Raw genomic sequence first — 11,951 nt, 5'->3', positions numbered from 1 at the left:
GGGCTGGCGTTACCGTGTGCCGGGGCCTGTGGATAACTCGGGCACCGAGGACGACCTGGGAGCACGACCGACATGCCGGACACCGCAGACGCCGCCGCCCTGCTCGCGGAAGCCGCCGCACAAGGGCCGGGCAGCACGATCCGGATCGTGCTGATCGTCTCGCTCGTGGGCGGCGCTCTGCTCGCCTGGTTCCTGCTGCGCGGGTACCGAAGCGACGACGCGGACACCGCCGACGCGGTCGGCGGACCGGCGAGCCGCACGGACGGCGGCACCGACCGCGACGCCAACGCCTGAGTCGGCGTGAGCGCGTCGGGACGGCCCGCATACGATGTGCGCGAAGTCTCCGCTCCCATCCCCGATCGATAGGTCTGCCGAAGATGAGCCTCCACAGCACCGCTGTCAACCTGGTCACCCTTGCCGAGGGCGCCGAGCACGGCGGCGGCAACCACGACAGCCTCAACCCGTACCTCACCGGCTTCGGCGCCCTCGGCGCCCTGCTCCTGCTGCTGTGGATCACCACCCGCTTCAACCGCGACCGCTGATCAGGCGACCTCTGATCAGGCGCCCGCCGCCGTGCCAGTAGGCTCTGCACGCATGGGAGAGCAGGAAGTGCCTACTGGCGGGCGTGGCAAGCGCCGAGTCGGCGTGATGGGCGGAACCTTCGACCCGATCCACCACGGACACCTGGTGGCGGCGAGCGAGGTGGCCGCCCTGTTCCACCTGGACGAGGTGGTGTTCGTACCGACCGGGGAGCCGTGGCAGAAGAGCCACAAGGTGGTCTCCGCGGCCGAGGACCGGTACCTGATGACCGTCATCGCCACGGCGTCCAACCCGCAGTTCTCGGTCAGCCGCATCGACATCGACCGCGGCGGCGCGACGTACACCATCGACACCCTGAGGGACCTGCGCTCTCTCAACAGCGACTCGGACCTCTTCTTCATCACCGGAGCCGACGCGCTGTCGCAGATCCTCACCTGGCGCGACGCCGAGGAGCTCTTCTCACTCGCCCACTTCATCGGCGTCACCCGGCCGGGTCACGACCTCACCGACGACGGACTGCCCAAGGGCGGCGTCTCGCTGGTCGAGGTCCCCGCGCTGGCCATCTCCTCCACCGACTGCCGGGCGAGGGTCGCGCAGGGCGATCCCGTCTGGTACCTGGTTCCGGACGGCGTGGTGCGCTACATCGACAAACGCCAGCTGTACCGCGGCGAGTGAGCTTCGGGGAGGGGCACCGGTGAACGACCAGCAGCATCCGTACGACCCGTACTATCCGCAGCAGCCGCAGATCATCGGCTACGACGAGTACGGGCAGCCGGTGTACCAGCAGCCCGCTCAGCACTACGACCCGTACGCCGGTCAACAGCAGCAGCACCAGCCCCAGCAAGACCAGCAGGCGTACGGCTACGACCCGTACGCCCAGCAGCCGCAGGCGCAGCAGGCCCAGGCCCAGCAGCCGCAGTACGACCCCTACGGGCAGCAGGGCTACGCCTACCCGCAGGCCTACGACACCGGGCAGCAGTGGGCCGCCCAGGCCGAGCCGGCCCCGGCACAGGCCGCCCCGGCCGCCCCCGCGCCGTCCGCCCCGCCGGCCGCGCCCGTCGCGGCCCCGGCCGGCGTGCCCGGCCAGCGGCCCGCCCCCGAGCGCCCCGCCCCGCCACGGCAGGCCGACGACGACCGGGAGTACCGCACCGAGCAGTTCTCCTTCATCGAGGAGCCCGACGAGGACTCCGAGGACGTCATCGACTGGCTCAAGTTCACCGAGAGCCGCTCCGAGCGGCGCGAGGAGGCCAGGCGCCGGGGCCGCAACCGGATCACCGCGCTCGTCGTCGTCCTCGTGCTCGCCGCAGTGGGCGGCGTCGGCTACCTCTGGTCCGCCGGCCTGCTCCCCGGCACGTCCGCCCCGGAGCAGAAGGGGAACACCGCGACCGGTCCGCAGAAGCGCGACACGATCGTCGTCCACCTCCACGACCTCAAGAGCGGCAGCACCTCCACCGCCCTCCTGGTGGACAACACGACCACCCGCCAGGGCACCACGATCCTGCTCCCCAACTCCGTCGTCGTCGCCGACGGCGAGGGCGGCGCGACCACCCTCGGCAAGTCGGTCGAGGACGACGGCTCCGGCGGCACCCGGGAGTCGATCGACAACCTCCTCGGGACGAAGATCACCGGCACCTGGCGCCTGGACACCCCGTACCTCGAGAACCTCGTCGAGGCCGTCAGCAGCATCGAGACGGACACCGACACGGACGTGCCGGACCCGAAGAAGGGCGCCGAGCCGCTCGTCAGGAAGGGCGAGAAGCAGACCCTGAACGGCCGCGCCGCCGTCGCCTACGCCACCTACCGGGCGCCCGGCGAGGCCGAGGCCAAGCAGCTCCAGCGCTTCGGCCAGGTCATGTACGGGGTGCTGCGCAAGATCTCCTCCGACCCCGAGGTCGCCACGGTCACCGTCGAGACCCTCCAGCAGATCCTCGACCCCTCGCTCCCCGAGAAGGACCTCGCCGCCTCCCTCGCCAAGCTCGCCGAGCACGCCAAGATCGGCGACCACAAGACCGCCCTGCTTCCGGTCGGTCAGGACGGCACGCTGACCGAGGGCGCGAGCGACAGTGTGGTGAAGGACATCCTCGGCGGAAAGGTCACCGCCCCCGAGGCGGGCGACGTGCCCCGCGTCTCGGTGCGGGACGGCTCCGGCAAGAAGGCCACCGAGGCCGCCCGGGTCGTCCTGATCAACGGCGGCTACGCCTTCGTGGGCGGCAGCACCGGGAACACCCAGGCGAAGTCGCAGGTCGTCTACGGTGACGACGCGCAGAAGCCGACGGCGGTCGAGGTGGCCAAGACGCTCGGTCTGCCGGCCGGCAGCGTCACCAAGGGCAAGCCGGTGGGAGCGGCCGTGGTCACCGTGATCCTCGGCCAGGACTACAAGGTCCCGGGAGCCTCGTAGCGGCGCTCCGGAAAACGTTGGCGGGGCCGTCGGCGGTCCGTGAGACCCTGGAGGGGTACTGGACCGCCGACGAAAGCCTGCTTGTGACCGCAACGGACCGTTCCATCGAGCTCGTCAACGCCGCCGCCCAGGCGGCCGCCGACCGGCTCGCGCACGACATCATCGCGTACGACGTCAGCGACGTGCTGTCGATCACCGACGCCTTCCTGCTCGCCTCCGCGCCCAACGACCGCCAGGTCAAGTCGATCGTCGACGAGATCGAGGAGCGCCTGAACAAGGACCTCGGCGCCAAGCCGGTCCGCCGCGAGGGCGACCGGGACGCGCGCTGGATCCTGCTGGACTACGTCGACATCGTCATCCACGTCCAGCACAGCGAGGAGCGCGTCTTCTACGCCCTGGAGCGGCTGTGGAAGGACTGCCCCGAGCTGCCGCTGCCCGAGGACGCGCAGAAGACCCGGGGCAAGGGCGCCGAGCACGCCGCCCTGACCGGTGTCGACCTCTCCGAGCACGCCGCCGGTCTGCCCGACGAGGTGGACGGTGAGCTGAGCTGAGCACCACCAAGGGCGGCAGCGGCCGCCGCATCGTGCTCTGGCGCCACGGCCAGACCTCCTGGAACCTGGAGCGCCGCTTCCAGGGCTCGACCGACATCGAGCTGACGGAGGCCGGCGTCGCCCAGGCGCGCCGTGCCGCCCGGCTGCTGGCCGCGCTGAAGCCGGACGCCATCCTGGCCTCCGACCTGAAGCGGGCGGCGGCCACCGCCGCCGAGCTCGCCGCCCTGACCGGCCACACCGTCGTCCACGACTCCGCGCTGCGCGAGACGTACGCGGGGGAGTGGCAGGGGCTGACCCACCACGAGATCGTCGCGCGGTACGGCGAGCAGTACGCCGCCTGGAAGCGCGGCGAGCCCGTCCGCCGGGGCGGCGGCGAGCTGGAGACCGAGGTGGCCGACCGGGCCGCTCCGATGGTCCTGGCGCACGCGGACAAGCTGCCCGAGGACGGCACCCTCGTCGTGGTCAGCCACGGCGGCACGATCCGCACCACCATCGGTCGGCTCCTGGGTCTGGAGGCCCGGCACTGGGAGAGCTTGGGCGGCCTCTCCAACTGCTGCTGGTCCGTCCTCGGCGAGGGCGTGCGCGGGTGGCGCCTGACGGAGCACAACGCCGGCACGCTGCCCGAGCCGGTCCTCGGCGACGACGACTGACGCCGGAGGCCTGCCTGTCGGACCCGGATTTCACTTTCCGGCAGGTCACAGGCTAGAGTTCTTCTTGTTCGCAGCGCAGAGCGCAGAGAACGGAAGAACACAAGGGGCTATAGCTCAGTTGGTAGAGCGCCTGCATGGCATGCAGGAGGTCAGGAGTTCAATTCTCCTTAGCTCCACAGTTACCGGATCCCGTCCCCGCAAGGGGGCGGGATTCGTCGTTGTGATCTCTTGCCGTCCTGTCGCCCCGATGTGACGTCCCCTCGCAGGCGTGACCCCACGCCGTCACGGCTCCTCGCGCAGGGACTCGATCCCGAGGCGGCTCTCCTCGTCGTTCGGCGTGTAGACGACGATCCGGCACTCCGGCATCCCGTTGACGGAGAGGGAGACCGAGGTCAACCGGACCTCGCCCACCCGCTCGTGACGGAAGGTCTTCACCCGGGTCCCCGGCGGCACCACGTCGCCGCTACGCCAGAGCCGGGCGAACTCCGGACTGGCGTCCCCGAGGCGCCGTACGAACTCCTCCCAGGCGGGCTCGCCCACATGGCGTCCGTACGCGCCGCGCAGCTGGGCCACCATCAGCGGCAGCTCCCGCGTCCGGTCGACGACGGGACACCGGGGGCCCGGCACGCTGAAGAGCGCCCACAGCACGTTGCGTATGCCGAACGGGCCGGTGTCCAGGCCCTGCCCGCCCTGCATCAGGAGCCGCTCGTACCTCACGTTGGTCGCGAGCACGTCGTACCGCGCGTTGTAGAGCACGGCGGGGTGCGGGTCCAGGGCGTCGAGGATGCCCTGGATCTCCGGGCTGACCACCTCGGAGGCCGCGGGGGGCCGGTCCGGGGCGTAGGGGACCTCGGCCAGGTGGTAGAGGTGCTCGCGCTCGGGCCGGTCGAGCCGCAGCGTGCGGGCGACCGCGTCGAGGACCTGCGCGGAGGCGTTGATGGGCCGGCCCTGTTCCAGCCAGGTGTACCAGGTGACGCCGACCCCGGAGAGGTGCGCGACCTCCTCGCGGCGCAGCCCCGGCGTGCGGCGGCGCAGGCCTGGTGGCATGCCCACGTCCTCGGGTGTCACCCTGGCGCGGCGGCTGCGCAGGAACGCGGCCAGTTCCGGCCGTCGGCGCCGCTGTGTCGGTGCTGCTGCCACAATCGTCACACCCCCATGGTCGAGTCCCCGTGCCGCCGCTGCCAGGTGCTGTCAGTACCAGCATCAGCGGGCTCTCGTTACCCGTACCGGATCGCCGTCACGCTCGTCGCATGACCCCGACCACGACACGTCCCGTACTCAGTAAAGACCGTGGCACCGACAACCGCCCCGGAGTACTGCTCGGCGTGGTGCTCGCCGCCCAGTTCATGGCGCTCCTCGACGTTTTCATCGTCAACGTCGCCGCCCCCACCATCCGTACCGAACTCGCCGCTTCCGGAGCCGCGCTCCAGCTCGTCATCGCCGGATACACCATCGCCTACGCGGTGTTGCTGATCACCGGAGCCCGCCTGGGCGATCTGCTGGGGCACCGGCGCATGTACCTCGGCGGCCTCGCCCTCTTCACCGCCGCCTCCCTCGCCTGCGGACTCGCGGCGGGAACCGGCCAGTTGATCGCCTTCCGGCTCGTGCAGGGCGCGGGATCGGCCCTGATGATCCCGCAGGTGCTGAGCCTCATCCAGCGCAACTTCACCGGCGAGCACCGGGTCCGCGCGCTCAGCGCCTACTCCGCGGTCCTGGCCACCGGCGCCGCCGCCGGCCAGGTCGTCGGCGGCATCCTGGTGAGCGCCGACCTCTTCGGCGCCGGCTGGCGGCCGGTCTTCCTCGTCAACGTCCCGATCGGGCTCGTCCTGCTCGTCCTCGGCGCCAGGTTCCTGCCCCGGGACGCCCGCGGCGTGCCCACGCGTGCGCGTGGCCTCGACCTGCCGGGCCTGCTCCTGCTCGCGGCCGCCGTGTCCCTCCTGACCGTCCCCCTGGTCCTCGGCCAGGAGCAGGACTGGCCGCTGTGGTCCTGGCTCTCCCTCGGCGCCTCCCTGGTGTTCCTGGCGGCCTTCGGCGCGTACGAGTCGGGGCTCGCCCGCCGCGGCGGCGCGCCGCTCATCGCCCCGCGGGTCCTGCGCATCCCGGGCATGGGGCGGGCCGTCCTGTGGATCACCGTGGCGATGGGCGTCAACGCGGGATTCCTGTTCACCCTCACCCTGCACCTCCAGGGTGGTCTCGGACACAGCGCCCTGCGCGCCGGACTCACGTTCGGGCCCGCTGCCGTGGTGTTCGGTGCCGTCGGGCTGACCTGGCGGAGCTGGCCGGCCCGGCTGCAGCGCGCGCTGGTCCCGGGCGGGTTCCTGCTCGCGGCCGCGGCCGTCGTCGCCATCGGCGGGCTGCTCGGGGACGGCGACTCGGGCGGCTGGGGCCTCTACCCGGCCCTGGGCGCGCTCGGAGCGGGCCTCTCCCTGGCCTTCAGCCCGGCACTGACCGGCGCGCTGGCCACCGTACGGGCCGAGGACGCGGCCGACGCCAGCGGTCTGCTCGCCACCGTCACCCAGCTCGGCCAGCTCATCGGGGTCGCCACCTTCGGCACGCTGTTCCTCGGCCGCCTCGCCGCTCCCGGAGCACAGAGTTCCGCCGACGCGCTGTGGGTCACCACCCTCGCCCTGGCCGCCGCCTCGGTCGTGGGCGCCGCCTCGGCGGGGCTGCCGCGCCGAGCACGCTGACCCTCTTGCGGGGCCATGGCAGAATCGGACGGCCGGAGGGGGACGAGCTCCGGACGGGAGGGTGACCCAAGTGCTCGGCGACAACGGCGGGGCGTCCTGTGGGTGCACGGCCTGCGGCCACGGCTGGAGCTGATCGATGGGTGCACACAGGCGGAAGTGCGACTGGTGCGGCAGCGGCACGCCCATCGTGCGCGACATGGATCCCGTCAACACCGGTTTCCAGTACTGGTGCGAGGAGTGCGCGCGGGCGCTGATCATAAAAGGCGACCCGATCGAGACGTACCGCGAGCTGGAGGGCGAGCCGATCTACGGCCGGCTCCTGGACGAGCACTGCACCCTCAAGCGGTTCTACTCCTTCGCCACGGCCTGACGCCGCAGCGTCAGCGCGTACCCCACGAGCAGCGCCGTCGTCGTCAGCGGGTAGATCGCCGAGAGCAGCATCTGCCCCGCGTTCTGGTCCAGTTCGGGACGGCCCGGGTCGTGGGGCACCCACCAGAGCGCGAACGAGGCGAAGGCGAGGGCGACCGCCCCCGTCACCGGCCACGCGCGCGTGGCGCGGTCCGCCAGCAGGATCAGCAGCGGCACGCACCAGACCCAGTGGTGGGACCACGAGATCGGGCTGACCATCAGGGCCGTGAACGCGCAGACGACCACGGCCACCGCCTTGTCGCCCCGCACCGCGGCGCGTACGGCGAGGACCATCGCCGCACCGCCCAGGACGGCCGCGGACACCGCCCACCACATGCCGGGGTCGTCGGTGTGCATCAGTCGCGCCAGGACGCCGCGGATGGACTGGTTGCCGGTCTCCTCGGCGAAGCCGACCCGGCCAGTCTCGAACAGCGTCTGGGTCCAGAACCGCTTCGAGTCCGCCGGCAGGACCAGCGCCACGGCCAGCGTGGTCCCCAGGAACACCCCGGTCGCCGTGACCGCCGTGCGCAGCCACTGGTTCCAGGACCGGTCCCGACGCCACAGCAGCAGGCCCGCGACGAGCAGCAGGACCACGAAGAGCCCCGGTGTGAGCTTCACCGCGGTCGCCAGGCCGATGCCCAGGCCGGCCCACCGGCTGCCCTCGCGGCGGGTCAGGTCCCAGAGCACCGCCACCGCTATCAGCAGGTTGATCTGGCCGTACCGCAGCGTCGTCCACACCGGCTCGCACCAGACCACGACCGCGGCGACCCAGAGCGTCGTGCGCCACAGGTCCGTGCGCGAGAGCGACGGGCGGACCAGCTGGAGCGAGAGCTGGACCAGGGCGACGACCAGGAGGAGGTTGCCCGCCGTGCTGAGCGTCCGCATCAGCGGGACGCCCACCAGGGTCAGTGGGACGAACAGCAGGGCCGCGAAGGGCGGGTAGGTCATGCCGAGGTTCGCCGAGGTGGCGCGCATCGCGTAGAGGTCGCCGCCGGCCAGGACCGTCTCGCCCTCCGCCCGGTAGACCATCACGTCGAGCATGTTCACGTGGGCGAGGCGTTGCGCCACCCAGAAGGCCGCGAACGAGAGCAGGCAGACCGCCGCGGCGGTGGCCAGGGGCCACGGCCGGGCGCGGGTTTTGGAGAGCACGGAGACGGACACAGTCGGCGACCCTACCCGCCTGGTCAGAGGGGTCCGGAGAATGGATTTGGCGATCTGCCCGGGAGCCGGTTAATGTTCTGTCTGTCGCCGCGAGGGAAACCGAAACGGAGACGGAAAACAGCAAGGGGCTATAGCTCAGTTGGTAGAGCGCCTGCATGGCATGCAGGAGGTCAGGAGTTCAATTCTCCTTAGCTCCACAGAAGAGAAAGCGGGCCACCCGAACAGGGTGGCCCGCTTCTTTGTTGTCACCTTGCTTTGTCTTCGACTTCGCCGCCTCCGTCTCATTCGCCTCCGTCCGTACGGCCTCTCCGGCGTCATCTCTCCTCCGCCACGCCCTCCTGCGTGATCTCCCGCGGCATCCCTGGAACGCCGGTGCGGCCCGTGCGGGCCCTGCGGTACCCTGGCGCCATGCGTGCCGTACGCCTCCTGCTTACCGAGCCGCGCTGACCAGTCCCGGCGGACGACAGACAATCCGTCGGAGTCGGCGCGGCATCCCCTCCTGTGCGAGGGGATTTTTCATTTCGGGCAGCCAGTGGCCGTGGGCAGAGACGATCGATGGAGCTTCAAGGACCATGACCGAGATCAATACGGCCGCCGAGACGGCGGCCCCGCATCGCTACACGGCAGCCATGGCCGCCGACATCGAGGCACGCTGGCAGGACTTCTGGGACGCCGAGGGCACCTACGAGGCGCCGAACCCCACCGGTGATCTGGCGGGCGACCCTGCGGTCGCCGCCCGGCCCAAGAAGTTCATCATGGACATGTTCCCCTACCCCTCGGGTGCGGGTCTGCACGTCGGCCACCCGCTCGGCTACATCGCGACGGACGTCTTCGCCCGCCACGCGCGCATGACGGGGCACAACGTCCTGCACACCCTGGGCTTCGACGCCTTCGGCCTGCCGGCCGAGCAGTACGCCGTGCAGACGGGCACGCACCCGCGTGTGTCCACCGAGGCCAACATGGAGAACATGAAGGTCCAGCTGCGCCGGCTGGGCCTGGGCCACGACAAGCGCCGGTCGTTCGCCACGATCGACCCGGAGTACTACAAGTGGACCCAGTGGATCTTCCTGCAGATCTTCAACTCCTGGTACGACGACGAGGCCCGCAAGGCCCGTCCGATCGCCGAGCTGATCGAGCAGTTCGAGAACGGCACGCGTGAGATCCCCGGCTCCACGCGCGCGTGGAGCGAGCTGACCGCCGCCGAACGCTCCGACGTCCTGGGCGAGTACCGCCTGGCGTACGCCTCCGAGGCGCCCGTCAACTGGTGCCCCGGCCTGGGCACCGTCCTCGCCAACGAGGAGGTCACCGCCGACGGACGCTCCGAGCGCGGCAACTTCCCCGTCTTCAAGTCCAAGCTGCGCCAGTGGAACATGCGGATCACCGCCTACGCGGACCGCCTGCTGGACGACCTGGACGGGCTGGACTGGCCCGAGGCCATCAAGCTGCAGCAGCGGAACTGGATCGGCCGCTCCGAGGGCGCCCGCGTCGACTTCCAGGTAGGCGACACCGGCGCGATCACCGTCTTCACCACCCGCCAGGACACGCTGTTCGGCGCCACCTACATGGTCCTGGCGCCCGAGCACGACCTGGTCGAGAAGATCGTCCCGACCGTCTGGCCCGAGGGCACCCACGACGTGTGGACCGGCGGACACGCCACCCCGTCCGAGGCCGTCGACGCCTACCGCAAGCAGGCCGCCTCCAAGTCCGACGTCGAGCGCCAGGCCGAGGCCAAGGACAAGACCGGCGTCTTCACCGGCGCGTACGCGACCAACCCGGTCAGCGGCGAGCAGGTCCCCGTCTTCATCGCCGACTACGTCCTGATGGGCTACGGCACCGGCGCCATCATGGCCGTCCCGGCGCACGACACCCGCGACTTCGCCTTCGCTCGCGCCTTCGAGCTGCCGATGCGCTGCGTCGTGGAGCCGAGCGACGACCGCGGCACCGACCCGTCGACCTGGGACGACGCCTTCGCCTCCTACGAGGCGAAGCTGGTCAACTCCGCCAACGACGCCATCTCCCTGGACGGCCTGGGCGTCGTCGACGCCAAGGAGAAGATCACCGCCTGGCTGACCGACCGCGGCATCGGCGAGGGCACCGTCAACTTCCGGCTGCGCGACTGGCTGTTCAGCCGCCAGCGGTACTGGGGCGAGCCCTTCCCGATCGTCTACGACGAGGACGGCGTCGCCCACTCGCTGCCCGAGTCGATGCTGCCGCTGGAGCTGCCGGAGGTCGAGGACTACTCGCCGCGCACCTTCGACCCGGACGACGCCGACACCCGGCCCGAGACCCCGCTGTCCCGCAACGAGGACTGGGTCAACGTCACCCTGGACCTGGGCGACGGCGCCGGTCCGCGCCGCTACCGCCGCGAGACCAACACCATGCCCAACTGGGCCGGCTCCTGCTGGTACGAGCTGCGCTACCTCGACCCGCGCAACTCCGAGAAGCTGGTCGACCCCGAGGTCGAGCAGTACTGGATGGGCCCGCGCGAGGGCATGCCGACCGGTGGCGTCGACCTGTACGTCGGCGGTGCCGAGCACGCCGTGCTGCACCTGCTGTACGCGCGCTTCTGGTCGAAGATGCTCTTCGACCTGGGCCACGTCTCGTCGGCCGAGCCGTTCCACAAGCTCTACAACCAGGGCATGATCCAGGCCTTCGTCTACCGGGACGCGCGCGGGATCGCCGTGCCGGCGGCCGAGGTCGAGGAGCGCGACGGCGGCTTCTGGTACCAGGGAGAGAAGGTCAGCCGCGTCCTGGGCAAGATGGGCAAGTCCCTGAAGAACGCGGTCACGCCCGACGAGATCTGCGCCGAGTACGGCGCCGACACGCTGCGCCTGTACGAGATGGCGATGGGCCCGCTGGACGTGTCCCGCCCCTGGGACACGCGCGCGGTCATCGGCCAGTACCGGCTCCTGCAGCGCCTGTGGCGCAACATCGTCGACGAGTCGACCGGCGAGGTCACGGTCGTCGACACCGCGCCCGACGAGGACACCCTGCGCGCCCTGCACAAGGCGATCGACGGTGTCTCGCAGGACATGGCGGCGATGCGCTTCAACACCGCCATCGCCAAGATCACCGAGCTGAACAACCACCTGACCAAGTCCGGCGGTGCGATCTCCCGGACGGTCGCCGAGCAGCTGGTCCTGCTGGTCGCCCCGCTGGCCCCGCACATCTCCGAGGAGCTGTGGCGCAGGCTGGGCCACACCGACTCGGTCGTCCACCGGGACTTCCCGGTCGCCGACCCGGCGTACGTCGTCGACGAGACCGTGACCTGCGTCGTGCAGATCAAGGGCAAGGTCAAGGCCCGCCTGGAGGTCTCCCCGTCGATCACCGACGCGGAGCTGGAGACGCTGGCCCTGGCCGACTCCCACGTGGTCGCGGCGCTGGGCGGCGCGGAGATCCGCAAGGTCATCGTGCGCGCGCCGAAGCTGGTCAACATCGTCGCGGGCTAGCGGCACAGCACTGAGCAGCGGCACATAGGGGTTTCCCCTACGGGCAGGTTGGGGGTTCGATTGGAACCCCCAACCTGCCTGATCCGTTTACGGTGGAGGAACCACAG

The 11,951-nt window shown here is 70.9% G+C and carries 11 protein-coding genes and 2 tRNA genes; 11 read left to right on the top strand and 2 right to left on the bottom strand.

The features are described from left to right. Positions 1-72 precede the first annotated feature (72 nt). From ACIQFX_RS11380 to ACIQFX_RS11350, 7 genes are all read left to right on the top strand, one after another. A complete protein-coding gene (locus ACIQFX_RS11380) occupies positions 73-294 on the top strand; it encodes a hypothetical protein (RefSeq protein WP_402461608.1) in 222 nt (73 codons plus the stop codon). Between the two features lie 83 nt (positions 295-377). Further along, positions 378-542: a hypothetical protein gene (locus ACIQFX_RS11375; protein ID WP_402461113.1), complete on the top strand. Its 165-nt coding sequence runs from the start codon at positions 378-380 to the stop codon at positions 540-542. 52 nt (positions 543-594) lie between these two features. Next, entirely contained in the window at positions 595-1,215 is a 621-nt protein-coding gene (gene nadD / locus ACIQFX_RS11370) for a nicotinate-nucleotide adenylyltransferase (RefSeq protein WP_376486072.1), read from the top strand. Positions 1,216-1,234: 19 nt separating this feature from the next. Then, the gene (locus ACIQFX_RS11365) at positions 1,235-2,938 is read left to right on the top strand and encodes an LCP family protein (RefSeq protein ID WP_402461110.1); all 1,704 of its coding nucleotides are present in this window, start codon (positions 1,235-1,237) and stop codon (positions 2,936-2,938) included. A gap of 83 nt (positions 2,939-3,021) precedes the next feature. After that, a complete protein-coding gene (gene rsfS / locus ACIQFX_RS11360) occupies positions 3,022-3,489 on the top strand; it encodes a ribosome silencing factor (RefSeq protein WP_402461109.1) in 468 nt (155 codons plus the stop codon). Next, positions 3,486-4,139 (top strand): histidine phosphatase family protein, encoded by a 654-nt coding sequence (locus ACIQFX_RS11355; RefSeq protein ID WP_402461575.1) that lies wholly within the window; start codon positions 3,486-3,488, stop codon positions 4,137-4,139. The genes rsfS and ACIQFX_RS11355 overlap by 4 nt, the downstream gene beginning before the upstream one ends. Before the next feature lie 103 nt (positions 4,140-4,242). After that, a tRNA-Ala gene (locus ACIQFX_RS11350) sits at positions 4,243-4,315 on the top strand. Between the two features lie 106 nt (positions 4,316-4,421). Here ACIQFX_RS11350 and ACIQFX_RS11345 read toward each other — a convergent pair. Further along, on the bottom strand, positions 4,422-5,288 hold the full coding sequence (locus tag ACIQFX_RS11345) for a helix-turn-helix transcriptional regulator (protein WP_402461107.1): 867 nt from the start codon (positions 5,286-5,288) through the stop codon (positions 4,422-4,424). A 101-nt stretch (positions 5,289-5,389) separates the two neighbouring features. Here ACIQFX_RS11345 and ACIQFX_RS11340 point away from each other — a divergent pair, with 101 nt between their 5' ends. Both ACIQFX_RS11340 and ACIQFX_RS11335 read left to right on the top strand, forming a co-directional pair. Beyond that, entirely contained in the window at positions 5,390-6,826 is a 1,437-nt protein-coding gene (locus tag ACIQFX_RS11340) for an MFS transporter (RefSeq protein ID WP_402461105.1), read from the top strand. A gap of 136 nt (positions 6,827-6,962) precedes the next feature. Continuing rightward, complete coding sequence (locus ACIQFX_RS11335) at positions 6,963-7,196, top strand: hypothetical protein (RefSeq protein ID WP_017239283.1); 234 nt, start codon at positions 6,963-6,965, stop codon at positions 7,194-7,196. Here ACIQFX_RS11335 and ACIQFX_RS11330 read toward each other — a convergent pair. Further along, positions 7,175-8,395 carry a glycosyltransferase 87 family protein gene (locus ACIQFX_RS11330; protein WP_402461103.1) on the bottom strand — a complete coding sequence of 407 codons (1,221 nt, stop codon included), beginning with the start codon at positions 8,393-8,395 and terminating at the stop codon, positions 7,175-7,177. The genes ACIQFX_RS11335 and ACIQFX_RS11330 overlap by 22 nt on opposite strands. Before the next feature lie 124 nt (positions 8,396-8,519). Between ACIQFX_RS11330 and ACIQFX_RS11325 the strand changes: the two genes are divergently transcribed. Both ACIQFX_RS11325 and leuS read left to right on the top strand, forming a co-directional pair. Next, a tRNA-Ala gene (locus tag ACIQFX_RS11325) sits at positions 8,520-8,592 on the top strand. Between the two features lie 375 nt (positions 8,593-8,967). Further along, positions 8,968-11,844 carry a leucine--tRNA ligase gene (gene leuS, locus ACIQFX_RS11320; protein WP_402461101.1) on the top strand — a complete coding sequence of 959 codons (2,877 nt, stop codon included), beginning with the start codon at positions 8,968-8,970 and terminating at the stop codon, positions 11,842-11,844. Positions 11,845-11,951 lie beyond the last annotated feature (107 nt).

It is taken from the genome of Streptomyces sp. NPDC093089 (assembly GCF_044754405.1).
Taxonomy (GTDB): domain Bacteria; phylum Actinomycetota; class Actinomycetes; order Streptomycetales; family Streptomycetaceae; genus Streptomyces.
Note: the sequence above shows the minus strand (reverse complement) of the source record. Positions and strands in the feature narration are given on the sequence as shown.